This window comes from Pseudomonas entomophila (assembly GCF_013523125.1).
GTDB lineage: Bacteria > Pseudomonadota > Gammaproteobacteria > Pseudomonadales > Pseudomonadaceae > Aquipseudomonas > Aquipseudomonas entomophila_B.
Genome location: NZ_JAAMQJ010000053.1, coordinates 1 through 25,459 on the forward strand (window position 1 = coordinate 1; position 25,459 = coordinate 25,459).

20 protein-coding genes are annotated in these 25,459 nt (G+C 67.9%); 18 read left to right on the forward strand and 2 right to left on the reverse strand.

What is annotated here, in order from left to right; all coding sequences use genetic code 11:
* The first annotated feature begins 9 nt into the window (after positions 1 to 9).
* From G7007_RS20025 to G7007_RS20100, 16 genes are all read left to right on the forward strand, one after another.
* A complete protein-coding gene (locus G7007_RS20025) occupies positions 10 to 300 on the forward strand; it encodes a DUF7693 family protein (RefSeq protein ID WP_181104598.1) in 291 nt (96 codons plus the stop codon).
* Between the two features lie 464 nt (positions 301 to 764).
* Positions 765 to 2,117: a UDP-glucose dehydrogenase family protein gene (locus tag G7007_RS20030; protein ID WP_181104568.1), complete on the forward strand. Its 1,353-nt coding sequence runs from the start codon at positions 765 to 767 to the stop codon at positions 2,115 to 2,117.
* Positions 2,114 to 3,178, forward strand: a complete 1,065-nt coding sequence (locus G7007_RS20035; RefSeq protein WP_181104570.1) for an NAD-dependent epimerase — start codon at positions 2,114 to 2,116, stop codon at positions 3,176 to 3,178. The genes G7007_RS20030 and G7007_RS20035 overlap by 4 nt, the downstream gene beginning before the upstream one ends.
* Entirely contained in the window at positions 3,175 to 3,921 is a 747-nt protein-coding gene (locus G7007_RS20040) for a sugar transferase (RefSeq protein WP_181104572.1), read from the forward strand. The genes G7007_RS20035 and G7007_RS20040 overlap by 4 nt, the downstream gene beginning before the upstream one ends.
* A 1-nt stretch (position 3,922) precedes the next feature.
* Positions 3,923 to 4,570 carry a CpsD/CapB family tyrosine-protein kinase gene (locus G7007_RS20045; protein WP_181104573.1) on the forward strand — a complete coding sequence of 216 codons (648 nt, stop codon included), beginning with the start codon at positions 3,923 to 3,925 and terminating at the stop codon, positions 4,568 to 4,570.
* 20 nt (positions 4,571 to 4,590) lie between these two features.
* On the forward strand, positions 4,591 to 5,613 hold the full coding sequence (locus tag G7007_RS20050; RefSeq protein WP_181104574.1) for a polysaccharide biosynthesis/export family protein: 1,023 nt from the start codon (positions 4,591 to 4,593) through the stop codon (positions 5,611 to 5,613).
* 14 nt (positions 5,614 to 5,627) lie between these two features.
* A complete protein-coding gene (locus G7007_RS20055; protein ID WP_181104575.1) occupies positions 5,628 to 7,202 on the forward strand; it encodes a GumC family protein in 1,575 nt (524 codons plus the stop codon).
* Positions 7,199 to 8,290: a glycosyltransferase family 4 protein gene (locus G7007_RS20060; RefSeq protein WP_258198633.1), complete on the forward strand. Its 1,092-nt coding sequence runs from the start codon at positions 7,199 to 7,201 to the stop codon at positions 8,288 to 8,290. Before G7007_RS20055 ends, G7007_RS20060 begins: the two co-directional genes overlap by 4 nt.
* The gene (locus G7007_RS20065) at positions 8,287 to 9,660 is read left to right on the forward strand and encodes an O-antigen ligase family protein (RefSeq protein ID WP_181104576.1); all 1,374 of its coding nucleotides are present in this window, start codon (positions 8,287 to 8,289) and stop codon (positions 9,658 to 9,660) included. The genes G7007_RS20060 and G7007_RS20065 overlap by 4 nt, the downstream gene beginning before the upstream one ends.
* Positions 9,651 to 10,616 (forward strand): glycosyltransferase family 2 protein, encoded by a 966-nt coding sequence (locus tag G7007_RS20070; RefSeq protein ID WP_181104577.1) that lies wholly within the window; start codon positions 9,651 to 9,653, stop codon positions 10,614 to 10,616. Before G7007_RS20065 ends, G7007_RS20070 begins: the two co-directional genes overlap by 10 nt.
* Positions 10,609 to 11,745, forward strand: a complete 1,137-nt coding sequence (locus G7007_RS20075; protein WP_181104578.1) for a glycosyltransferase — start codon at positions 10,609 to 10,611, stop codon at positions 11,743 to 11,745. Before G7007_RS20070 ends, G7007_RS20075 begins: the two co-directional genes overlap by 8 nt.
* A 9-nt stretch (positions 11,746 to 11,754) precedes the next feature.
* On the forward strand, positions 11,755 to 12,765 hold the full coding sequence (locus G7007_RS20080; protein ID WP_181104580.1) for a polysaccharide deacetylase family protein: 1,011 nt from the start codon (positions 11,755 to 11,757) through the stop codon (positions 12,763 to 12,765).
* Positions 12,762 to 14,066, forward strand: a complete 1,305-nt coding sequence (locus tag G7007_RS20085) for an oligosaccharide flippase family protein (RefSeq protein ID WP_181104582.1) — start codon at positions 12,762 to 12,764, stop codon at positions 14,064 to 14,066. The genes G7007_RS20080 and G7007_RS20085 overlap by 4 nt, the downstream gene beginning before the upstream one ends.
* Positions 14,063 to 15,982: a hypothetical protein gene (locus G7007_RS20090; protein ID WP_181104584.1), complete on the forward strand. Its 1,920-nt coding sequence runs from the start codon at positions 14,063 to 14,065 to the stop codon at positions 15,980 to 15,982. Before G7007_RS20085 ends, G7007_RS20090 begins: the two co-directional genes overlap by 4 nt.
* 61 nt (positions 15,983 to 16,043) lie before the next feature.
* Entirely contained in the window at positions 16,044 to 17,216 is a 1,173-nt protein-coding gene (locus G7007_RS20095) for a GNAT family N-acetyltransferase (RefSeq protein WP_181104586.1), read from the forward strand.
* Positions 17,188 to 18,006 (forward strand): ChbG/HpnK family deacetylase, encoded by an 819-nt coding sequence (locus tag G7007_RS20100; RefSeq protein ID WP_181104588.1) that lies wholly within the window; start codon positions 17,188 to 17,190, stop codon positions 18,004 to 18,006. Before G7007_RS20095 ends, G7007_RS20100 begins: the two co-directional genes overlap by 29 nt.
* Before the next feature lie 39 nt (positions 18,007 to 18,045).
* Here the strand turns inward: G7007_RS20100 and G7007_RS20105 are convergent, their stop codons facing one another.
* On the reverse strand, positions 18,046 to 18,570 hold the full coding sequence (locus G7007_RS20105) for a hypothetical protein (RefSeq protein WP_181104590.1): 525 nt from the start codon (positions 18,568 to 18,570) through the stop codon (positions 18,046 to 18,048).
* Between G7007_RS20105 and G7007_RS20110 the strand changes: the two genes are divergently transcribed.
* A complete protein-coding gene (locus G7007_RS20110) occupies positions 18,485 to 21,868 on the forward strand; it encodes a dermonecrotic toxin domain-containing protein (RefSeq protein WP_375139512.1) in 3,384 nt (1,127 codons plus the stop codon). The two genes, G7007_RS20105 and G7007_RS20110, sit on opposite strands and share 86 nt — an antisense overlap.
* A gap of 73 nt (positions 21,869 to 21,941) precedes the next feature.
* On the forward strand, positions 21,942 to 23,132 hold the full coding sequence (locus G7007_RS20115) for a hypothetical protein (RefSeq protein WP_181104594.1): 1,191 nt from the start codon (positions 21,942 to 21,944) through the stop codon (positions 23,130 to 23,132).
* A gap of 197 nt (positions 23,133 to 23,329) precedes the next feature.
* Here the strand turns inward: G7007_RS20115 and ilvA are convergent, their stop codons facing one another.
* The gene (gene ilvA, locus G7007_RS20120; RefSeq protein ID WP_181104596.1) at positions 23,330 to 24,892 is read right to left on the reverse strand and encodes a threonine ammonia-lyase, biosynthetic; all 1,563 of its coding nucleotides are present in this window, start codon (positions 24,890 to 24,892) and stop codon (positions 23,330 to 23,332) included.
* Positions 24,893 to 25,459 lie beyond the last annotated feature (567 nt).

Below are 25,459 nucleotides of genomic sequence, written 5' to 3' on the forward strand. Positions count from 1 at the left end.
GCCCCCACCTTGCCACCCCTGACCAGCCGCGAAGTCTGCCAATGGCTGCGCGATGCGGCCCTGGGCACCGCCCGACTGAAGGTACTGGCGGTCCGGCAAGACCGCCTGAGCCTTACCATCGACGGTTGCAGGCTCGTCCTGCTCGCCGATGAACAGCGCTTGTCCTGCCTCCAGGCATGCGACCGACAAGGCCGCCAAGGCATGGCCGAACACTGGTGTCGGCCCGGTACTGACCCCATCGAACTGCTCAGCACCTGGGAACGCACGCAACTCGATCGTCTGCTCGACATCGACGCCTGACCGCCTGCCCTTTGTCCCGTCAAGCCGCCTCGCATGCCACAGCCAAGACCCTGCAACCCGTTTCATATTTGAAACACCCTTACGCTTTCTCCCCGTAAAGCCCACAAGATACATTTCGTACAAAAAATAAACAAAATGTCGAAAATGACGTTTTTTTGGCGTTATCTCTGCCTGATATCTTGGCGCCTCCACGCACGCTCACTTTCCTCTCTCTATCGCCAGAAACCCTTATTTTCAGGGACTTACGACCGTTCATCGGATTGGTGACCGCGCCCCGTCAAATAAGTTTCAGCGCCAAACCCCCGATTCAGAAGGGTTTGATGGCAAAGAGCCTTAATTTGGCCGGGTGTAATTCCTACGCAACATGCCATTCATTTGACGCAAAGCCAGCCCGCTGCGCTATAAAGAATTCCACACAGTCACTTCGCCCTTTCCTTCAATCCTTCAATGCGAGGCACGCCGACATGGACGTGAGCGTATTTGGCACCGGCTACGTCGGTCTTGTACAAGCAGCCGCCCTGGCAGACGTCGGGCACCGCGTCCTGTGCGTGGACATCGACACGCACAAGATCAACCAGTTGAGCATGGGGGTGCCGCCGATCAGCGAGCCTGGCCTGCCGGCCATGCTCGAAGACAACATCAAGCAGGGCCGCCTGCTGTTCAGCACCCAGGCCAGCGATGCGGTCGCCCATGCCGAGCTGATCTTCATCGCCGTCGGCACTCCGCCCGATGAAGACGGCTCGGCCGACCTGTCCCACGTGCTCGAGGTCACCCGGCAGATCGCCCGCCTGATGGAGGCCGACCGCACGCTGATCTGCAAGTCCACCGTGCCGGTCGGTACCGCCGACACGGTGCTGGCCCTGGCCCGTGACGAACTGCAGGCCCTGGGCAAGGCGCACCTGCAGGTGCGCGTAGTCTCCAATCCCGAATTCCTCAAGGAAGGCAGTGCCCTGGCCGACTGCATGCGCCCGGACCGGATCATCGTCGGCACCCCGGACGAGGTGGCGCGTGCGCAGATGGCCGAGCTGTACGCGCCGTTCTGCCGCAACCACGAAAAACTGATGTTCATGGACAACCGCAGCGCCGAGCTGACCAAGTACGCCGCCAACGCCATGCTGGCCACGCGCATCAGCTTCATGAACGAGTTGGCCAACCTCAGCGAGACCCTGGGCGCCGACATCGAAGCGGTCCGCAAGGGCATCGGCTCGGACCCGCGCATCGGCTACCACTTCATCTACCCCGGCTGCGGTTTTGGCGGCTCGTGCTTCCCCAAAGACATCAAGGCGCTGCTGCATACCGCCGAACACAGCGGCATGCCCCTGCGGCTGCTGCAGAGCGTCAGCGACGTCAATGATCGTCAGCGGCAGGTGCTGTTCGCCAAGCTCAAGCAGCAGTTCGGCGGCCAGCTGGCCGGCAAGTCCATCGCCCTGTGGGGCCTGGCGTTCAAGCCCAACACCGACGACATGCGCGAAGCGCCCAGCCGCTACCTGATGGAGGCCCTGTGGGCCGAGGGCGCCAGCGTGCGTGCCTATGATCCCGAAGCGATGGACGAATGCCGGCGCCTCTACGGCTACCGTGACGACCTGCACCTGTGCGCCACCCGTGACGACACCTTGCAGGACGCCGACGCCCTGGTGATCTGCACCGAATGGAAGAACTTCAGGGTGGTCGACTTCGCCCTGCTGGCCACCAAGCTGCGCGCCAAGACCGTCATCGACGGACGCAACCTGTACAACCCCGAGCACCTGGCCGCCCATGGCCTGAGCTATGCCGGGATCGGCCTGCGCCAGGTCGCCCCGCACGGTGTCGCCTCGTGAAGGTCCTGGTCACCGGCGCGGCCGGTTTCATCGGCGCACACACCACGCTGCGCCTGCTGCGCGATGGCCATGAGGTCATCGGCCTGGACAACTTCAACGACTACTACGACCCCGCGCTCAAGACCGCGCGGGTGCGCTGGATCGAAGCGCAGGTCGGCTCGTTCGCGCTGCACACCCTGGACCTGGCCGACCGCGATGGCGTGGCCCGGCTGTTCGCCGCCGAGCGTCCGGACGTGGTCGTGCACCTGGCGGCGCAAGCCGGGGTGCGCTACTCGCTGCAGAACCCCCAGGCCTATGTCGACAGCAACCTGTGCGGTTTTCTCAACGTGCTCGAAGGCTGCCGCCGCAATCCGGTGCAGCACCTGCTGTACGCCTCGTCCAGCTCGGTGTACGGCGCCAACCAGAACACGCCCTATCGCGTGCAGGACGGCGTCGATCACCCGCTGTCGCTGTATGCCGCCACCAAGAAAGCCAACGAGGCCATGGCGCACAGCTACAGCCACCTATTCGGCATTCCGTGCAGCGGCCTGCGCTTCTTCACCGTCTACGGCCCCTGGGGCCGCCCGGACATGTCGCCGATCCACTTCGCCCGCTCGATCAGCGAAGGCTGGCCGATCCAATTGTTCAACCAGGGCCGCCATCAACGCGACTTCACCTACATCGACGACATCGTCGAAAGCCTGGTGCGGCTGATCCCGCACCCACCGACGCCGCGTCCTGACTGGACACCGGCGCAACCGGATCCGGCCAGCAGCCAGGCGCCCTGGCGGCTGTTCAACATTGGCGGGCAGCGCCCGGTGGAGCTGATCGACTACGTCGCCCTGCTCGAACACCACCTGCAACGCGATGCGGTCATCGAGCTGCTGCCCCTGCAGCCGGGCGACGTCCTGGCCACCTGGGCCGATGCCAGCGCGCTGGAGCAGGTGACCGGTTTCACCCCGCGGATTTCCCTGGACGAAGGGCTCGGGCGCTTCGTCGCCTGGTTTCAACAGCATTACGCGCCGGGAGTCGGCCAAGACCCGACGTTCGGCGAGCAGACCGACCATCGGAGGCTGGCATGACCGGACCGGCAAAAAGCATGACTATGGAAAGGCTCACACACGACAAGCGCCTGGACCCGGCGCATCGCCAGCGCATCGACGCGGCCATCCACATGCAAGGACGCGGCTGGCTGACCGGGCGTGCCGGTGGACGTGCCTGGACGCTGTCGCGCACCAACCGCGTGCTGTCGTGCCTGGGTGCGCTGACCCTGCTGCTGGCGATCTCGCCGCTGCTGCTGGTGGTCGCCGTGCTGGTCAAGCGCAGCAGCCCGGGCCCGGTGTTCTTCGTGCAGCAGCGCACCGGCTACCGCGGCCGCACCTTCGGCATGTTCAAATTCCGCACCATGGTCGCCAATGCCGAAGCGCTGAAGGACTCGGTGCGTCACCTGAACAAGCACGGCGCCGACGCCATCGACTTCAAGATCGACAAGGACCCGCGCGTTACCTCCATCGGCGCGCTGCTGCGCCGCACCAGCCTCGACGAGCTGCCCAACCTGCTCAACGTGGTCGCCGGTGACATGCGCCTGGTCGGTCCGCGTCCGACCTCGTTCAACGCCTACCGCTACAAGGACGCTCACCTGGCCCGGCTGAGCATCTACCCCGGCATGACCGGCCTGTGGCAGATCTCCGGGCGCAGCGACATCGACTTCGACCAACGCGTGCAACTGGACCTGAGCTACATCCACGAACAGAGCTTGATGCTGGACCTGAAGATCCTGCTCAAGACGCCCTTCAAAGTCTTCAGCGGCCACGGAGCAAGTTGAGATGGACGGTTCTATATCCCGGCGCCTGAGCATCGCCACCCCCAGCGAAACCAACCTGACCGCCACCGTGCTCGACCTGGAGCAGCGCACCTTGCTGCTGACCTCGGCCAACAGCGGCAGCGGCACCAGCACCAGCGCCCTGGCCTTCGCCAGCCAGCTGGCGCTGATGAGCGCCGGTACCGTGCTGCTGATCGACACCAGCGCCGGTGTCGGCAGCCTCAGCCAGCAACTGGGCCTGGGCAAGCTGCGTGGCTTTACCGACCTGCTGTTCGACCGCGACACGTCCCCTCTGGCCCAGGACTGCGTGGTGCGCCTGCCCGACCAGCCGTTCGACGTACTGCCCGGCGGCACCTGGCTGCGCGGCCGCGAGCGCCTGGACCCGGACCGCCTGCGCGTGCTGCTGCGCCAGTTCAGCACCCAGTACCGCTTCGTGGTGATCGACGGCGAGGCCATCTACGTCAACACCGACAGCCTGGTGATCGGCACCATGGTCGACGGCGTGATCCTGGTGGTGTGCGCCGAGCAGACCCGCCTGGAAGTCGCCCAGGCCGCCAGCCTGCGCCTGACCCAGGCCGGTGCGCGGCTGATCGGCAGCGTCTTCAACCGACGCAAGTACTACATGCCCCAGTGGCTCTACAACAACCTCTGAGCCAGGCCCAGGAGACGACCATGAACTACCCGACCATCGCCCTGTGCGTGCTGGCCCTGAGCGGCTGTGCCGGTCAGCAGAGCCGCGAGATTCCGGTGCAGATCCTCACCGCCGCACCGGCCGAGGCGCAGGCCTCCGAACTGGGCGGCCGCGAGCAGGTCCTGCGCCCACAGGACGTGCTGGAAGTGATCTTCCACTTCCCCAACACCAGCACCGGCACCTACACCCTCCAGCCAGGTGACACGGTGGACCTGAACTTCCTCTCGGCCAGTGGCCTGAACGGCAGTCAGCTGGTGCAGCCCGACGGCAGCATCACCCTGCCCAGCACCAATTCCGCCGTGCGCGTCGCCGGCCTGACCGCCAGCCAGGCGGAGACGGCGATCCAGCAGGCGTTTCGCAACAAGCGGGTGTTCCAGAACAACCGCGACCAGGTGACCCTGCGCGTGCTCACCCCCATGAGCAGCGACGCCAACCTGAAAAGCGCCCTGAGCCACCCCGGCAGCGGCATGAGCCGCGACATCATCGTCGGTACCGACGGCCGCGCGACCTTCCCGGAAATCGGCTCGGTGCCGCTGCAGGGCCTGACCCTCGACCAGCTGCGCGACCACCTCAACCAGCGCTACGCCAACCTGCCCGGCCGGATGACCGTCGACGTGCTGCTCAAGGCCACCGCCGCCAACGAGATCTACGTGCTCGGCGAAGTCGCCCAGCCGGGGTCGTTCCCGATCCGTCGTCCGGTCTCGGTGCTCGAGGCCCTGACGCTCGCCCGTGGCCCGACCCTCAAGGCCAAGCTCGGCTCGGTGGTGATCATGCGCCGCACCGGCAACCACGTGCAGGCCGTGCACTACGACGTCGACAAGGCCCTGGACGGCAGCGGCGCGCAGATCGCCTACCTGCAACCGGAAGACATGCTCTACGTGCCCAAGACCGCCCTGGCCAGCGCCGGCGAACTGAGCCGGCAACTGGCCGACGTGGTGCTGTTCCAAGGCGTCAACTTCGGCTTCAGCTATCGCGCTGACAACAAGAACAGCATCGGCAATTGACCAGGGACACGTTCATGATTACCCAACCCAAAGAGAACTACGTACACGAGTTCTTCAGGATCTTCTTCGCCAACCAGCAGTGGGTGAAGCGCATTTTCCTGGTCTTCGCCGTGTTCGCCCTGGTCCTGCCGTTCGTGCTCAGCGCGCGCTACGACATCCCCGCGCAGGTCATCGTGCAATCCAAGAAGCTCTCGCAGAGCGACACCAGCTCGGCCCTGGGGCAGCAGGCCGACACCTTCATTCCGCCGAGCCTGGCGGACATGGAAACCGAGAGCAACATCCTGCGTTCGCCGGCATTGATCCGCGAGACCATCAGCCAGCTGCGTACCGAGGGCTATTACCAGCCTGAGCCGAGCTGGGTGCGCGACCACCTGCTCACACCCGTGCGCCAGCACGTGATAGCGCCGGTACTGGCGCTGTTCGCCGACGAAGACGCGGTGCCGCGCGACAACGAACTCGACGGCCTGACCGACGAAGCGCTGAGCAAGCTCGACATCGCCGCCCTGCCCGGCTCGAACGTGATCTCGCTGAACTATTCGGCCAAGGATGCGCACCTGGGCACGGTATTCCTCGGCCGCCTACTGGAGAACTTCCTGAAGAACCGCCAGGACCTGCAATCCAACGAACTGCCGGAAGCCTTCTACCAACAGAAGAAGCTGCACTACCAGACCCGCCTGGGCGAACTGGAAACCCAGCGCCTGAACCTGCTCGAAGCGATCAGCTCGTCCGACCCGCGGGAAGAGATGACCTTCCGCCTCAACGCCATCAACACCGAGGAGCAGGCGCTCAACGCGGCCCGCGACCGCCTGCTGCAGAACCAGCAGTGGCTGGACTACCTCAAGGCCAGTCGCACTGCGGCCAACTCGGCCAAGCTCGCCGACTACAGCTTCCCCTACACCTTCGTCACCACCGTCGACAACGTGCCGCTGGAAGACCGCGAGATCAAGCAGCTCGGCGAACAGCTGACCAACCAGATGACGCGCTACAGCAGCGACCTGGCCATCTTCCAGGCCGGGTCCGATACGATGCTGCTGCAGCGCGAACAGCTCAACGCCACCCGCAACCAGCTGCTCAAGGTGGTCGACAACCGCATCCGCGAGCGCACCCAGGACCTGGCGGTGACCCAGCAGGTGATCGACCAGAAATCCGCGCGCATCGCCGAGTACACCGCGCGCATCCGTCAGCTGCGCGAGACCCAGAGCCAGACCCGTCAGCTCGACACCGAGATCGAAGCGCTGCACCGCGCCTTCTCGACCTATGCCCAGCGCTACGAAGAAAGCCGCGGCCAGGGCCTGCTCGACGGTAGCCAGTCCAACGCCCGGATCCTCAGCGCGCCGTACGAGCCGGCCAGCGCGGCGTTCCCCAAGCCGGGGCTGATCATCCCGTTCGGCCTGCTCACCGGCCTGCTGCTGGCCATCGCCGTGGTCTACGTCAAGGAGTTCTTCGACCACCGCTTCAAGCACCCGGCACAGATCGGCCAGCAATTGGGCCTGCCCGTGCTGCTGGTGATCAACGAACACACTCCGGCCCTGGCCAACCCGCACCGTCGCTGGAGCCTGCCGCGCCTGATGCACTGGGTGCGGCATTGAACGCCGCCGCGCCCAACGCGCCGCGCACGGTCCTGCACCTGCTCAACAGCGGCGGCTTCTACGGCGCCGAGCGCATGCTGCTCGACCACTGCCAGGCCACGCCAGGACGGCACCGGGTGCTGTTCCTGGGCGCGCCACCGGCCCTGCTGACGCGTTTTCGCCAGGCCGGCATCGAGTGCCAGAGTTGCCCGAACCTGGTCGCGCTGCTGCGGTTGCTGGCGCGCGAACGCCGCCAGCGTCCGCTGCTCAACAGCCACAACTTCAAGGGGCTGTTGCTGGGCTGGGTCGGTGCCACGCTGTGGCGCTTGCCGATGGTGGTCACCCAGCACGGGTTCACCCCGCGCAGCCGCAAGCAGCGCTTCTACACCTGGCTGAGCCTGCAACTGTGCCGCACCCCTACGGTCGATCAGGTGGTCTGCGTGGCCGACAGCATCGAACGCCTGCACCGGCAGGCGGGCGTGGGCGCCGGCAAGCTGCAGGTGATCCGCAACGGCCTGCCCGAACCGCAAGGCGTCCCCCCGCGCAGCAACGGCCATGCCCACTGGCTGGCCGGCTTCGTCGGGCGCCTGAGCAGCGAAAAGGGCCCGGACCTGTTTCTCGACACGCTGATCCCGCTGTGCCAGCGCGAGCCCCGCGTGCGGGCGGTGATGCTCGGTGACGGCCCGGAACGCGCGGCCTTGCAGGCGCGCATCGATGCCGCCGGGCTGACCGAGCGCATCAGCCTGCCGGGGTTCCAGACCGACATGCGGCGCTGGATGGCGCGCCTCGATGCGCTGGTGATCAGCTCGCGCACCGAAGGCACGCCGATGATCCTGCTCGAAGCCATGCAGGACGGCGTGCCGGTGGTGGCGTTCTCGGTCGGTGGCGTGCCTGACGTGATCCGCCACGGACACAGTGGGCTGCTGGCCACCCCGCTGGACACCCACGAACTGGGCCAACAGCTGCAGGCCCTGTTGGATGACCCGGCCCAGGCCGAGGAACTGGTGGCCCGCGCCCGTCAGACCCAGCGCGAGCACTTCCACCTGCCGACCCTGGCGCACCACTGGGCGCAGGTGTACCGGCGGGCCGCACGGGAGGCCCTGGCATGATCATCCCTCTGTCGCTGGTCGGCCTGGTGGCCCTGGTCAGCCTCGGCCTGCTGGCCAGCCCGTACCCGGCCCTGGCGCCGGGCGCGGTCCTGGGCCTGGCGGGCACCCTGGTGCTGTATCGCAAGCCGGCCTGGGGGCTGCTGGCGATCGCCGCGCTGGTCCCGCTGGAAGGCATCCTCAAGGACAAGCTGCTGTCCGGCGCCAAGCTGGTCGGCGTCGGCATGATCCTGATCCTCACCCTGCAACTGGCCGTGCGCCAGCTGCCCGCCAGCCGCCTGGCCAGCAACCAGTGGCGACTGCTGCTGCCGTTCCTGGCGCTGTACCTGCTGAGCCTGTGGACCAGCGACCTGCTGCCGATGTCGCTGGCGCACCTGCGCGAGATCAGCGTGGGCCTGATCGTCTTCGGCATCACCCTGCTGGTGGCCCGCGAGCTGAGCCTGCCGATGCTGGCCCGGCTGGTCACCGTCACCGTGTGCATCAGCTGCCTGTTCGCCCTGTTCATGGCCAAGTACCAGCAGGGCGGCCGCGCCTCGGCCTCGCTCGACCCGAACAACTTCGCGCTGCTGATCACCTTCGCCATGCCCCTGGCCCTGTGGCTGGCGATCAAGACCCGCTGGCTGCCGCTGCGGCTGTTCTGGATCGGTTGCTGCGTTCTGCTGTTGGCAGGCATCACCAAGACCGAATCGCGTTCGGGGCTGGTGGTGATGCTGGCGAGCCTGGGCATCCTGCTGGTGCACTACCGCGAACAGGTGGCGCGCATTCGCCCGCGGCACCTGGGCTTCGCCATGCTCGGCCTGGCCGTGCTGATCCCGGCGGGGGCTGCGCTGATGCCCGAAGGCTACGCCGCACGGATCCAGTCGCTGATGCTGCTCAAGGGGGGCGTCAACGCCCACAAGGACGAATCCCTCGGGCGCCGCGCCTCGTACCTGCTGGTCGGCCGTTCGATGATCGCCCACAGTCCGGTGCTGGGCACCGGGCCCGGCACCTTCCCGCTGCACTATGCCCGCAGCGGCTATGCCGTGGCCTTCGCCCCGAGCAACAAGGCCGCCGAGCTGTACCGCGCCGCGCACAACACCTACCTGCAGGTGACCAGCGAGACCGGCGTGCCGGCCGGACTGCTGTTCGTCGGCATGGTGCTGCTGGCCATCCGCAATTTCTGGCACGCGCGGCGACTGTCGCTGGCCCGGGGTGACCGGGAGAACGCCGACCTGATGACGCACCTGACCATGAGCATGATGGCCATGGGCATCTTCCTGATGTTCCTGACCGCCTACAACCACAAGTACCTGTGGCTGATGCTGGCCCTGTCCAGCGTCCTGGTCCGCCAGGCCGCCGAGCCCCGCCAGCAGGAGATCGCACCGTGCACCTGATCAGTCTCGTGATCCCGATGTTCAACGAAGCGCAGCACATCGTGCGCACCCTTCAGGCGGCGCGCCACGCCGCCACGCTGGCCGGTCTGCGCTGCGAGCTGCTGGTGGTGGACAACGGCTCCAGCGACGAGGGCCCACGCCTGGCGCGCCAGCATGGCGCCCGCGTGCTCAGCGCCCCTGGCCTGCCGATCGGCGCCCTGCGCAACCGCGGCGCCCAGGCCAGCCGGGGTGACTGGCTGGCGTTTCTCGATGCCGACATCGAAGTGCCGGGCGACTGGCTGCAGTGCCTGCTGGACCTGCACCGGCGCGGCGAGGGCGATGTGTTCGCCCTGGACTGCGACACGCCGCGCCAGGCGCCCTGGTTCGCCTACGCCTGGCAGCGGCGCACCCTGCGGGCCGGCGCGGCGGTGCAGGACAGCCATTGGCTGCCGACGCCGAACCTGCTGATGCGCCGTACCTGGTTCGAGGCGGTCGGCGGGTTCGACGAGCGCCTGCGCACCGGCGAGGACAAGGACTTCACCCTGCGCCTGCACGCGGCCGGGGCACGCCTGCGCGCCGTGCGTGCGCCGGTGGTGCTGCACTGGGGCTTCGAGGGCAGCTGGTCGGAATGGGTCGGCAAGGAGCTGTGGCGCCAAGGCAGCCACCTGGCCCTGCTGCGCAGCCACGGTGCCAGCCTGCGGCTGTTGCGCTTCCCGCTGCTGTCGCTGGGGATCTGGCTGATCGATGCGCTGATCCTGGCCCTGCTGTCGGCCGGCCATGTCGGCCCGGCGCTGGCCCTGCTCGCGCTCGGTGCCCTGCCGGCCCTGGCGCTGAGCCTGCGCCAGAGCCTCAAACACCGCGACCCCCTGTTCGTGCTGCAACTGTGGGGGCTGCACTGGATTCGTCTGCACCTGGCGGGCGCGGCCTTCGTGCTCAGCCTGTTCAACCGCACCGCAAGGAGGCCCGCTCGTGGCTGAAGTCGTATTCTGGATGTGCCTGCTGCTCCCCGTGTATGCCTGGATCGGCTACCCCGTGCTGCTGACCCTGGCCGCGCCGTGCTTCCCGCGCCGCCGCCCGGGCCCGCTCGCGCCGCAACGGGTCAGCGTGGTGATCGCCGCGCACAACGAAGCGCGCCACATCGTCGACAAGCTGCGCAGCGTGCTGCGCCAGGACTACCAGGCGGCCGACCTGCAGGTGGTGGTGGTCAGCGACGGCTCGACCGATGCCACGGTGCAGCTGGCACGCAGCCTGGGCGACCCGCGTGTGGAAGTGCTCGACCTGCCGCGCCTGGGCAAGGCCGGCGTGCTCAATGCCGGGGTCGAAGTCAGCCGCGGCGAGCTGCTGGTCTTCACCGACGCCGACAACCAGTGGGCCGACGACACCTTGGGCCTGTTGCTGGCACCGTTCGCCGACCCTGAAGTCGGCGCCAGCGCCGGACACATGATCATCCCGGTGGTCGGCCAGGGCCTGAGCCTGGGCGACAGCCTCTACCGGCACTACGAAGCCTGGGTGCGCAAGGTGGAGAACAGCACCGGCTGCATGGTCTCGGCCGACGGCGCCTTGCTGGCGCTGCGCCGTACGCTGTACCAGGCGGTGCCCAAGCAGGTCAACGACGACTTCTTCATCAGCACCTGCGCTCCGGCCGCCGGCAAGCGCATCGTCTACGTCCCCGAGGCCATCGTGCTCGACCAGGGGGTGGACGAGGCCGACAAGCAGTTCCGTCGTCGCCAGCGGGTCACCGTCGGCGGCCTGCTGAGCCTGGCGGCGCGCCGCGAGCTGCTCAATCCGCTGCGTCACGGCCTGTACGCCATCGCCCTGATCAGCCACAAGCTGATCCGCCGCCTGGCGCCGGTGCTGTTGCTACCGCTGCTGCTGGCCAACCTCTGGCTGGCGTTGGAACCGGGCCTGTTCCGCTGGATGCTGGTGGCCCAGCTGCTCGGTTACGGCGTGGCGGTCCTCGGCCTGCTCGACGTGCGTCGGCGCCTGCCCAAGCCGTTTCGCCTGGCGGCGTTCCTGCTGGTGACCCTGGCGGGCATGAGCGTGGGCCTGTGGCAGTTCCTGCGCGGGCACAGCTACAGCCAGTGGAACCCGAACCAGAACCGTTGAGGCCAGGACATGCCGCTCAAGACGTTGCTCAAACAGGCCAGCGGATGGTTGTATTTCCACTCCCCGTCCGGCCGCAAGACCCTGCAGCACAACGGGGTGATTCTCATGCTGCACCGGGTGCTGCCCGATGATGCCAGTGCGGCCCTGCCGCACCGCAACGAGTTGTGCATCGGCCAGGCCACCTTCGACGGCCTGCTCGGCTGGCTGTCGCGCCATTTCGACTGCGTCAGCCTGATGGACCTGCTTCAGGGGCACGGCCAGGCCGATCGCCCGGCCCGTCCACGGGTGGCCCTGACCTTCGACGACGGCTGGCGCGACAACGCCTCCAATGCTTTCCCGCTGCTGGTCAAGCACCAGGTGCCGGCGAGCATCTTCCTGTCCACCGACTACATCGGCAGCCGCCAGCGGTTCTGGTGGGAAAGCGTCGGCGAGACGCTGTGGGGCAGCCATGGCGAGGCGCCGCGCTACCGGTTGATCGAGCAGTTGCGCCAGCTCGGTCGCCCCTTGCCGGTGAATTACTTCCTGCACGCCCAGCCCGTCGCCCGCAGCCTGCTGCTCGCGCGCTATCTGCAAAGCCTCAAGACCCTCAGCCCGCAGGCCCTGCAATTGCTGACCGACGTCTGCCCGCCCGAATCCCTGCCTCAGGCCATGGACTGGGAGCAGGTGCGCGAAATGGAGGACTCCGGACTGGTGCGCTTCGGGCCCCATGGCGCCAGTCACGCCCTGCTGCCGTTTCTCGACGATGCGGCGCTGGACGAGGAACTGCGGCGCAGCCATGACGCCCTGCGCGTTGGCTGCCAGGCACCGCTGCCGGTGTATTGCTACCCCAATGGCGATCATGACGCGCGAGTACGCGCCCATGTCGCCGAACACGCTTACCCCTGGGCCTTGAGCACGCGCATCGGCGTCTGCCAGCCCCATGACGACCCGCTGGCGCTGCCACGCATCGGGGTCAGTCAACACAATGCCAGTCGTCCAGCGTTGCTGGCCTGGCGCATCAGTCGAGGGAACCGGCCATGAGCGGTAACAGTTATGTGCGTCACCTGGTGCTGAGCGTCGGCACCAAGTTGGCGATGATCGCGCTGCGCCTGCTGCGCAACATCCTGTTGGCGCGGATCCTCGGCCCGAGCGAGCGGGGCCTGTTCGCGCTGCTCAGCTCGCTGCCGGAAATGATCAGCGCCGTCACCAGCGGCGGACTCAACAGCGCCGTCAGCTACCAGGCGGCCAAGCAGCGTTCGATGGGCCTGCTGCTGACCCAGGTGCTGGTCTACGGGTGCCTGCTGGCGCTGCTGCTCACGCTGTTCTGCGTGGCCCTGGTGCGTGAGTTCGCCACGGACCTGGAAGTCACCCTGCAGCTGGGCCTGCTGGCCTGGCTGCTGTTGATCGCCGTGCCGATGACCGTGCTCAAGAGCGGCCTGCTCAATCTGCACAACGCCAGCGGCAATGTCGACGCCTTCAACGCCTTGCGCCTGACCGAATCGCTGGCGCCATTGCTGCTGTTTCTGGCGATGTTCTGGATGTGGGGCGGCCAGGCGCTGGAGGCCGCGCTGATCAGCTGGCTGATGGGCCTGGCGGTGGTGCTGGCCCTGGGCTTGTGGTGGTTGTCCCGGTCGCATTCGCTGCGCCTGCGCTGGGACCGCGCCGGCCAGCGCGAACTGTTGACCTACAGCGCGCGCAGCCACCCGGACGTGATTTTCCAGCAGATCATCCTGCGCTCGGACTACCTGTTCATCGGCGCGCTGATCGGCAGCACCGCCGTGGGCCACTACGCCATGGCCAGCGCCGCCGCCGAGCTGCTGCTGATCGTGCCCGAGGCGGTCACTACGCCCTTGATGAAGCGCCTGCTGCAACAGGACGAGAGCATGCGCAAGCTGACACCGATCGCCCTGCGCCTGACCGGCACGGTGATGCTCGGGGCCTGCCTGAGCATGGCGCTGATCGGCAAGTGGCTGATCGTCACGCTGTTCGGCGCCGAGTTCGAACCGGCCTACCCGGCCCTGCTGGCCCTGCTGCCGGGCATGTTCGCCATGTGCTACACGAGCATCCTGCGCCTGGACCTGCTGGGCAAGGACAAGCCTGGCACGGTGTCGCTGATCATGGGCACGGCGGCGGTGCTCAACCTGCTGCTCAACGTCATCCTGATCCCGGCCTACGGCATCCTCGGCGCGGCCATCGCCACCTCGGCGTGCTACCTGCTGGTGACCGGCTGGATGCTGCTGGTCTACTGCCGCCTGGGCCAAGTGCCGGTGTGGCAGACCCTGTTCGTGCTGCCGAGCGACTACGCGCCGCTGCGCCAGATGCTGCAAGGACGCCCGGCATGAGGACGTGGCTGCTGGCCTGCCTGCTGGCCGTGCCGGTCACTGCCCAGGCGCTGACCTGGGAAGGGGTGCGCGACGCCAGCCTGTACCTGGCGCCGAGCCGGGCCGACACCCTGCGCATCACCTGGCGCCCGGCCTGGCAAGCGCGGGCCAACGCCGAGCAGCTGTACCTGCTCGACGGTCGGGGCCGACTGGTGGCCCAACAGGACATCGCCGCCGACCAGCCGCGCGGCGAGCTGAGCTGGCCGATCATGCCTGGGCAGGGGCCCTACCGCCTGGAAGTGCCCGGCTACAGCTTCCGCCGCTACCAGATCCATCACGACGACAGCACCGTGGCGCGGCTGGCCCCGGCCAAGGTGCACTTCAGCCTGGACACCCGGACCGCACCGGTCTGGTATGCCCGGGTCGCGGCCGGCCAGAGCGCCGTGCTGGCCGGCAAGTACCACGGTGGGGCCCGGGCCGTGCTGGCCGAGCGCCTGAGCGACGGACGCAGCCTGCGCCTGTGGCTGAACACCTACCCGCGCTACTGGCAGTTCGATCGGTTGCCGCTGCCGGTCGGCACGCGTGACGAGACCTGGCGCCTGACGGTGATCGGCCAGGGCAAGACGGCGTTCTGGCTCGACGGCAGCGACAACCTGTTCGCCCAGACCCCCGACGCCGCGGCGTCCCAGACCCCGTCTGCCGCGCCCACCGAGGGCGAGGTGCGCCTGACCTGGCGCGGCACGGTGCTGGGCCACACGCCGGACCTGGGTGTCGCCCTGCCCTACGAACCCTTGCCGCCGGTGGCGCATGCGGCCCTCGATGCCCTGGCGCCGACGGCGGGCGGTTTCTACAGCCTGGTCGACATCATGGCCGAGCGGCCTCACTACGAGGACCGCTGGCGCGACCTCTACCTCACGCGGTTCGGCATCCGCCACGACATCACCCTGCTCGCCGCCCGTGGCCGGGTGGCCGAGCTGTCGGCCGATCGCACCACCCTGGCTGGCCTGGATGCCTGGCTCGCCGCCACCCGCGCACGCGGCGACGGTGGTCTGCACTACCTCTCCTTCGCCGACGAACCGAACCTCAACTACCGCAGTTACGAGGCGTTCGAGGCGTATTTCCAGACCCTGGCCGAACGCGTGCAGCAGAGTCCCGGGACGCGCGAAGCCGGGGTGCGCATCGCCATGCCCGCCTCCTCGCGGCTGCTGGACGGCCCCTTCGTCGAGCAGGCCCGGACACGCCGCGGCATCGACTGGGCACGTCGGCTGCTGGCGGTCCACGACGCCCGTATCGACGCGCTGGCCTGGCACGAATGGATGGTGCGTGACCTGCTGGCCACCCGGCGTTACCGGGACAGTGTCCTGCAAGCCGCCGAGCTGGTCGGGCGCGATGTCCAGGGGCGTCCGCGCAAGGCGCTGCTGCTCGACCAGACCAATATGTCCAGTGGCGCCAGCCTCAGCCCGTACGACCAGAACACCCAGTACGCGGCACTCTGGTGGACGTCGGTGGTGATCAACGCGTCGGCCGACGGCCTGCTGGACATGCTCAACTGGTTCCACCTGGCCGACGAGCCCGGTTGGCCGAAGGGCATGCTGGACGTCCACCCGCCTTCGGGGGTCAGCCTCAAGCCCGTGGGCCGAGCCCAGCAATTCATCGCCCGTCACTGGCTCGATCAGGTGATGGCGCTGGACAACGATGCCTTCGAAGTCGATGCCTTGGGCCTGGCCCGCGACCGGCAGCGCACGGTGCTGGGCGTGAACAAGGCCGAGCGTCTGCAGCGGATCAGCCTGACGGGGCTGGGCTGCCCTGCCGCGCACCTGGCGCTGTTCGGTGCCGATGCGCAGGTGCATGAAGCCACACCGCGCTGCGAGGACGATCAACTGCGTTTCGAGTTGCCTGCGCAGACGGTGTTCGCCCTGTCCTGGAGCGCGCCATGACCGCCATGCGCGCCCTGCCTGCCACGCCTGGCCCGTTATTCCACCGTCGAGGAGCCTTGACATGAACCTGCGACTGACCTGGTGCGATTCACTGCATGATGCTGCGTTTCCGGCCGACGAGTACGAGCAGTTGCGTCAGCGCCTGCCTGACAGCACCCCGTTCAACCACCTCGGCTGGCTGCGCGCAGCCGAAGACGCCTTGCACCCCGGCCAACGACTGCAGGTGCTGTTGGGCTACTGGCACGAGCGCCTGTGCCTGTGCCTGCCGCTGGTGCGCGAGCAGGAACGGGCCGGGCCGTTGTCGGTGCCGGTGGTGCAGCACCTGGGGCACCCCTTGAGCGACCGCATCGCCTTGCTGATCGACCTGCCGCCGACGTTGGCCGGGCACGTCTTGCAGGCGATCCGCAAGCGCCTGCCCCATGCCCTGTTGCGCTTGAGCGAAGTGCCCGACGGCACGCCGCACCGCAGCTGGCTGGACACCTGGGCCGCGCGCAGCTCGACCTTCGAGCGGCGCCTGACCTGCCAGGTGCCGGTGCACCGGATCAGCGACGCCGACCGCCAGGAGGTCAGTGGCGATCCGCGCTACAAGCTGCGCCGCGCGCGCAAGCGTATCCAGGCCTGCGGCGCCACCGTGCGCCGGGTGATCGCCTGCCCCGACACCATCGAAGCCCTGCTCGACGCGGTGAGCGCCGTGGAAGCCGCCAGTTGGAAGGGCGACGACGAGGTCGGCATCTTCTCCGGAGCGCAGCGCCGCCAGTGGATGTACCAGGCGTTCACCGCCCTGGCCCACGAGGGCCTGGTCTGCCTGGTGCTGCTCGAACTCGACGGGCGCTGCATCAGTTACCGCCTGGGGCTGCTCGAACGCGGGCGGCTCTACGACTACAACCTGGCGTTCGTGCCGGAATACCGTGACTTGGGCAGTGGCCGCGTGCTGCTCGAAGCGTTCATCCACTGGGGGCTGGAAGCCGGCTGGGAATGGGTCGATGCCTCACGGGTCAGCCTGGCCAACTCCAGCCACCAGTTGCACGAGCGCATGACCGGTCAGGTCGATCAGTGGCGCCTGAGCTGCTACAGCTGGCGCCTCGACGGGCTGTTGCTGGGCGGCGCGCTGCGCGGTTGGCGCTGGCTCAAACCGCACCTGGCGCGGCGCCAGGCCGCTCAGCCCGTCTCCACCCCTTCGTCCATCCCTGCCAAGGAACAACCGAATGCCGTCTCTGGTCATCGTCAACGCTGACGATTTCGGGCTCGATGCGCCCACCAACGCCATCATCCTGCATGCGTTCCAGCGCGGCGTGATCAGCTCGGCCACGGCCATGGCCAACATGCCGGCCTTCGCGGCCGCCTGCGTCCTGGCGCAGCAACCGGCCCTGCAGGGCCGGATCGGGCTGCATTTCAACCTGACCTACGGCCGCCCGCTGGGCCGGGCCTTGCTCGACGAACCCCGGTTCTGTACGGCCGGCGGCGAACTGGACCTGTGCGTGCGCCGCAACGCGCTGCGCCTGAGCGTCCGCGAACGTGCCGCGGTGCTCGACGAGCTGCGCGCCCAGTGGCAGCACTGCCTGGACCACGGGCTGGTGCCCAGCCACATCGACTCGCACCAGCACGTGCACAACCTCTGGCCGATCGGCGCCATCGTCGCCCGCTTCGCCCGCGAACAAGGGGTGCCCATTCGCCTGGCGCGCAACGTCGGCAGCAACATCGGGTTCGTCAAACGGGTGTTCAAGACGCTGCTCAACTGGCGCCTGAAGCGCTTGTGCGGGGTGACCGCCGACCAGGTCTGCACGCCGGCCGACCTGGCCTCAGGCCAGGTATCTGCCCACGGGGTTCTGGAAGTGGTGGCGCACCCAACGGCCTTGGGGCATGACGACTTCGGCGACGAGTACCTGGCGCCCGAGGCGTCGCTGACCCAAGTGCTCATCCGTCACCTGGACGGTGTGCCGGCGCTCGGCTACGGCAAGCTCGGGACGACGCCTCGGCCCGCGCGCCTGTTCCTGCGGTCCTGGGCACGGCCAAAGGCCGGGTAGCGCATAGCTACCCCGTCTTCGGACGCCGGTTGCCGTCTGCTACGTCTCCCTCAGTTCGGGAGACTCCCCATGCCACGGCTCGATACCGCCAATCCGCACCATGACCTCCTTCGCCAGCGCTTGCCCGCCTGGAGCCGACACGCCGGTGTCGAGCAATGGCATGCCGTGCTCGCCAGTCACACCCCGGCGCAAGGCCTGCCAGGCCAGGAGGCGGCTTGGTTCGCCAATGCCGCACCCGACCTGCGCGAGGCAGTCCTGGCCAGCCAGGCCACGCTGCGCCTCGCCGAGCAGACACTGGCCCGCAGTCTCAAAGGGCTTCAGCAGATCGACACCTTCGCCGAGCCTTTGCTGCGCGAGCGACTGGCCCGTGACCATGGCCTGACCGGCCCGCTGGACGACTACCAGTTGCTGCACGTACAGCGCACCTGGCACTGGCAGGGCGCACGCTACCTCAACAGCCACGAGCGCCAAAGGCCTGCTGCAGGCGGCCCTGCAGAACTTCGCCGACGATGTCGCGTTCGACGCACCTTCGGCGCTGGCACGACGCGACGCGATCGAGGTCATGCCGATCACCGTGCACACCTCGGTCTTCGTCAGCCCGGACCTGCCTGGTGCGCCTTTGGACCTGTCGTCGGAGCGCTATCAGGTCACGCCGCTGCCACTGACCCCCGAAGCCTTCGCCGAGACCTGCCGCCAGCTCGACCTGGGCGCACGCTACCAGGCGCACCTGCGTGCGGTCTTCGAGCCGGCCGAAGGCCGCGCACGCCTTCGCGCGCACAGCCTGGCGGTGCATCGGGCACGCTTGCAGGTCGCAAGCGACCTGGCTTACCTGCGCCACCACCTCAACGGTGCTGCGCACGATGAAGTCGCCGGATGGTTGACCGGCGAGAGGACGTCGGCCTGGTCGATCCGCCTGTTCGGGATCCCGTTGCACGAAGCGCTGCTGCTGCACACGAACGCCGTCGGCCTGGTGCTGTACTTGCCGGGCAGCCCGGTGGCCCTGTGGCGGGTGGGCGATGTCGCACGGCTCGGCCACGTGCTCGACGAGGTCCTGGGCGATGCCGGACAGCGTGCCGCGTTCAAGGCCTACGTGCCACGTATGCGCCAGGCCGAGTTCATGCGCATCCTGACGCAGAACGTGGGCACAGGGCTGCCGGCGCAGCCTCTGCCCCTCGACGGCGACCCGTTCGACTGGTTGCACGACGACCACCTGCGCCGCCTGCACGAAGAAGCACGCGTCATCGCCGTGCCAACGGCCGACGCCGACGAAGCGGCCCGTCGCCGGCGCCTGACCGAGCTCGAGCAGCAAGGACTCGACGTGCTCGCCCTGGCCGGTTTCTTCATTCCGGCGGTCGGCACTTGCCTGCTGGCGGTCACCGCCTGGCAACTGCTCGACGAGGTGTACGAAGGCTATGAAGCCTGGCGCATCGGCGACCGTGACCAGGCTTTGCGCCACTGCCAGGCAGTGGGCCTGAACCTGCTGTTGATGGCGGGCCTGCACGTGGCGGGTCGAGCCCTGCCCGCGCTGTTCAACAGCCCGCTGATGGAATCGCTGGACGAGGTGCAACGAGCCGATGGCAGCCTGCGGCTGCGGCTCCCGACCCTGGACGGCTATGCCAGCGACGTCGTGCTGCCCGACACGCTGCCGCCTGACGCCCAGGGGCTCTATCGCCTGGGTGCACGGGTCTTCGTGCACCTGGAAGGCCACGTGTACGAACAGCGCTGGGACGCCCGCCTGGGCCAGTGGCGGGTGATCAAGCCCGGCGCGCCCGAGGCCTATCGCCCGGTGATGCACCACGATGGCCAGGGCACCTGGTGGGCCGCGCATGAACGCCCGCTGACCTGGTCACCGCTGCGCCTGGCGCGACGACTTGGGGCGTCGCGCACCGACATCGACGAAACCGAGCTGCACCTGGCGAGCCAATGCACCGGCGTCGGTCAGGCCCGACTACGGCAAGTCTACCTGCGCGGCGAACCGGCCCCGGCGCTGTTTCTCGACACCCTGGAACGCCTGGCCGCCGAGCGCCAGGCACAGGCACGCTGGGCGGTGACGCCGCAGGCCCCGTGGTCGACGCTGTTCGACGAGGCCTACCTGCCGGCTGGCGCTGCCGATGTGGCCGACGCTCGACTGTGCCAGGCTTATCCTCGACTCTCGCGCCCCCTGGCCAACCGCCTGTCAAGGCGCTTGAGCGCGGCCGAACGCAAGGCGTGGGTCGAAGACGGGGCCTTGCCGGTCTTCTTGCTCGATACGGTACGCGAGGTGAACGAGGCGCTACCGTTGACCCGTGCGTTCGAGGGCCTGTACCGACCGCGACTGGCCAGCCCTTACAGCGAACAGCTGATACTCGCCTGCCTGGAGCGCTCGCCGCGCTGGCCCGAGCACCTGCGCCTGGAGCTGCGCGAGGCGAGTCCGGAGGGGCCGACGGTGTTCGGCGCAGGTCGTACGCAGGCCACCGAGGTGCGCGTGGTACTGCGCCTGCCTGGCGGGTATGAGCCGTGGCAAGGCGAGCGTCCTGCCCCCGGCCCACTGCACGCGGACCTGTGCCAGGCGGTACTCGAAGCGCTCACGCCTGCTCAACGCGAAGCCTTGGGATGGCGCGACGCCGAAGCGCTGCGGGACGCCATTGCGCAACGGGCGGCCTCCTCGCGCGGGGCGCTGTCCCGCCGCCTGGGCCGACCGTCTGGCGAACGCCCCCGCGCGCGCGGCCCGCTGCGCGGCGGCACGCCGACCGACTACCCGACTGCCTCGCCCTTGCGCACCTCATTGCGCGAGCGGTATCGCCGCCTGTACCCACGCGACTCCGATCAGGCCTTCGAGCAGCAACTGCGCGACTGGCAGCGTACCCTGCGCACGCCCGAGGTCGAGTTGCGCCACCTGGAGAGGCGGCTGGAGACGCTGCGCGCGGACTTGACGCAGTGGGCCGGTAACCTGCCACGCCGGCAGCGGGCGACCCGTGCGCTGATCAATGCCTGGCATCGCGACCTCGACGCTCACCTGGCCGATGGCCACAGCGTGACGTCCCTGAGCCTGAGAGGGCTCGAGCTGGAGGACGCCGACCTGGCATCGCTGTCGCTGCCGGACGATTTCGCGCATATCCGCCAGCTCGACCTCGGTCGCAACCGCGCGCTGACGCGGGTGCCCGACGCGTTGCTGGCGCGTTTTCCTCGGCTGTATGCCTTGCGTCTGGAGGGTTGCCGGCTGGATCATCTGCCCCTGGTCGCCGCCCCGGACACACTGGCCTGGCTGGACATGCAGAGCAACCGGATCACCTGGAGCGCCGAGGCCCAGGCGCGCCTGGACACCTACCCGAACCTGCGCCTGCTGGACCTGTCCGACAATCCCTTGCTCGAGGCCCCCGATGTCAGTCGACATCCTGCGCTGCACAGCCTGCACCTGGTCAATTGCAGCCTCAGCCAATTGCCCATGGGCCTGGCACACCTGCAGGAGCCCCTGATCCTGGACCTGAGCGACAACCCGCTCACGCACTTGCCGGACGACCTCGCGCTGCCCGACGAGGTCGGTCGTGCGTTACGTCTGGAAAGCGAGTGGCTCTCCACCCGCGTGCATGTGCAGATCGGCGACTATCACGCGCGCACGGGGGTCGATTTGCTGGTGGCCGACTCCGAGTACGAAGACCTGCTCGAAGGGACTTCGCCACAGGACTGGCAGATCTGGGCCGGCCTGCCCTTGGCCTATCGACGTGAGTTGCGTGAGCTGGCCGAGAGCGAGTTCTTCCTGCAGCAACCCGAGCAGGCCAGCGCCGAGCTGTGGCGCCGGCTGCGCCGCCTGCAGGCCGACCCGGCCCTGCGCGCCGAGGTACTGGCGAGGCCGGCCCGTCTGCTCCTGCACCTGCCGATCTGAACCTGGCCGTTGCAAGCCTGGCGGCTTTGCTGGAAGCTTTGGAGACCCCTTGGCGACTGGCGCGGAGCATGGCATGCGGATCATCGAAAAGAGTGGCGACCCGGTCCGCAGCCTGACCTTGGCCGAAGAGGACCTGCTGGCCGGGTTCGCCACAGGTACGCTGGGCGGGCCCAGGGTCCTGCAGGCCAACCAGTTGCTGATGAAGGTGCGCAGCGCAGGCCACTGGCTGGCCTGCGACTGCCGCGTCGACGAATCGCCCGTGCTCAACGTCACGCTCAACGGGCACACCGGCACCCTGTTCCTGAAGAACAACCCCGGCACGTCCGACCACGAGGTCGGCTGCCCTTTCACCAAGGACGCGCGCGAGGAGGCCGAGCGCGCTCGACCGCACCAGGCGCCGGCCGCCTGGTTGCCCCCCGACACGCCCTTGCGGCTGATCGGCCCGTTCGGATCGGCGGCTGTCGGTGGTGCTGGGGCAGGCTCGGAAACCGGCGAGCGACGCGACTCTCAGCGTCTGCTGTCGCTGCTGCTGACCTGGATCGAAGCCAGCGGCCTGAACCTCTACGCCACCCACCTCAAGCGCGACCTGACCGGACAGTTCGCCGAACTGCGCCGGGTCGCGGCGCGCTATCCCCTGCTCGAGCGGGTGCCGGCCAGCAATTACCTAGAAACCCGCCTGGACATGAAGCACATGATGAGGCTCAAGAGCCGCTTGCGCGAGGCCACGGTGTTCGGCAGCGCGCGGCGGCACGGCCTGCTGCTCGATTGCGTGGAGACGATCAAGGCGCGCAAGGTGCTCACCGCAGGGGACGAGAACGGCTTCGACGTGCAGGGCCACCACCTGTTCTGGGGTGGCGCACGTACCGCCGGCCCGCTGCTGGCCCTGGCGGTGTACTCGCCGGCGACGGCGGGCAGCCAGTATTACGAGGTGATCCATGTGGCCAGCGTGCCGGTGCTGTCGCGCGGGCACCTGTTTCCGGTCTACCGTGACGAAGAGCGCGAACCGCTCAAGGCATTGGTGTCGCTGATCGACTGGATGGCCGGCAAGGGTGTCAAGGTGCAGATGCGCCGTCCGGTGATTGGCGCGGCGGTGATGGACGAACTGGTGCTGACGTCCGACCGGGACCGGGTGCTGTCGGTGTCGCTGCTGGAGCAACCGATCGGCCCGGAGCCGGACAGCGAACACTTCAAGCGCTACGCGGATTTCAAGAGCCTGGAGACGTTTCGCCGGTTCGTGGCGGGGTTCTTCATGCGCGAGCGGTGAGGCGGGGGTGGCTGTCTGGGTCGTATTGACCTGGATGAAGGACGTGCCTGATCTTGTGGCCCTTGCAGGCCCACGACACCCGCCACTTTCATCTGTCAGGTCAACGCTGCGACCGGTGGCGCTCACACGATAAGGGTCATTGGGAACCGAAGCATCCATGACTCCGCCCTCCTCGACGCCCCTTCGCATACCGACCCCTACCCCAGGAACAACCGGTACGCCGGGTTGTTCGTCTCATCCCAGTAGTCGTACCCCATGTCTGCCAAGGCTGCCGGCAGGCCCGCCTGTTCATCCTCCGGCACCGCCAGTGCCACGAACACCCGGGCCTGCGCCGCGCCGTGGTTGCGGTAGTGGAACAGGCTGATGTTCCAACGCCTGCCCAGGCGCTCCAGGAACCCCAGCAACGCCCCCGGCCGCTCGGGAAACTCGAAGCGCAGCACGCGCTCCGCCGTGCCCGGCGCGGCATGCCCGCCGACAGTGTGGCGCACGTGCAGCTTGGCCAGCTCGTTGTCGGTCAGGTCCAGGACCTCGTAACCGTCGCCGCACAGGGCCTCGAGCAGACGCTCACGTGGGTCGTGCTGGGGATGGGTCTGGACACCGACGAACAGCCGGGCCTCCTTGCCAGGGTGATACCGGTAGTTGAATTCGGTGATCTGGCGGTGGCCCAGCGCCTGGCAGAAGGCCCGGAAGCTGCCCGCTCGCTCGGGCACGGTGACGGCGATGACCGCTTCGCGCTGCTCGCCCAGTTCGGCCCGCTCGGCCACGTGGCGCAGCCGGTCGAAATTGATGTTGGCCCCTGAGTCGATGGCCACCAGGGTCTGTCCGCTGACACCTTCGCGCGCCACGTAGCGCTTGATCCCGGCGACCGCCAGCGCGCCGGACGGCTCGGTGATCGAGCGGGTGTCGTCGTAGATGTCCTTGATCGCCGCGCACAGCTCGTCGCTGCCGACGGTGATGACTTCATCGACGAAATGGCGGCACAGGTCGAAGCAGTGCGCGCCCACCTGGGCCACCGCGACACCGTCGGCGAACGTGCCGACCTGGGGCAGGATCACCCGCTCGCCAGCGGCCAGCGCCGCCTGCAGGCAATTGGCATCGTGCGGTTCCACGCCGATGACCTTGACCTCGGGGCGCAGGTACTTGACGTAGGCGGCGATGCCGGCGATCAGCCCGCCGCCGCCGACCGGCACGAAGATCGCGTCCAGAGCGCCCGGCTGTTGACGCAGGATTTCCATCGCCACGGTGCCCTGCCCGGCGATCACGTCCGGGTCGTCGAACGGCGGCACGAAGGTCGCGCCCTGCCGTTCGGCCAGGGCCAGGGCGTGGGCCAGCGCCTGGGGGAAGCTCTCGCCGTGCAGGACCACCTGCCCGCCGCGCGAGCGCACGCCCTCGATCTTCAGTTCAGGGGTGGTGGTCGGCATGACAATGCAGGCCTGCATCCCCAGGTGCCGGGCCGCCAGTGCGACGCCTTGCGCATGGTTACCGGCGGACGCGGTGATCACGCCCCGTGCACGTTGCTCGGCCGTCAAGCGTGACAGTCGCGTGTAGGCGCCACGGATCTTGAAAGAGAACGTCGGTTGCAGGTCCTCGCGCTTGAGCAGCACCTGGTTGTCCAGGCGCGCCGACAGGACCGGCGCGGCATGCAGCGGCGTTTCGAAGGCGATGTCGTAGACCGGGGCGGCGAGGATGCGGCGGACCTGTTCCGACAGCAGCTGGCGGACGGGATCGGGAATGGAAGGCGGGGTGCCGAAGCAGGTCATCGATGACTCCTGGTCGTGTCGTAAGCCCGGGAGTCAGTCGAAAAACCCGCCTCCAGGGCGGGTTCGGTGCACGTACGCGCTAGCCCGCCAATCCGATGATGGCGGTAATAATCAGGGCGAGTGCGTGGCACGGTGTGAAGGTGTTCATGGCCTGGACGGTAGCCTGTGCTGTATCCGGGCGTCAATACCTTTGCACGCCCATGCCTTTTGACTTCTTTGGAATTTGACGTCTTTGGAAAAAGCTCCGAGATAGGGGCATTTATTGCGCCTATAACTTCACCGGTATGATACAGGCGCGCGCCGCCCTCCTGTGGGAGTCCGCCCGCCGCCTTGGCGCCGCGCTGTCGCGCAGAGAACATGACGGTAGCTGGCAGGATCCGGGGCTTTATTGCTGATCGATTTAGGGCCGCTTTGCGGCCCATCGCGGCCGGGGCGCCGGACCGGCCGCGATTGGGCCCGCAGGGCCCACAAAATCCTGAAATTATTCCTTTTAAAATCAACAAGATATTTTATGTTCTATGAGAGCGGGCTTGCCCGCGATAGCGTCCGGTCCATCACCGCCTGCAT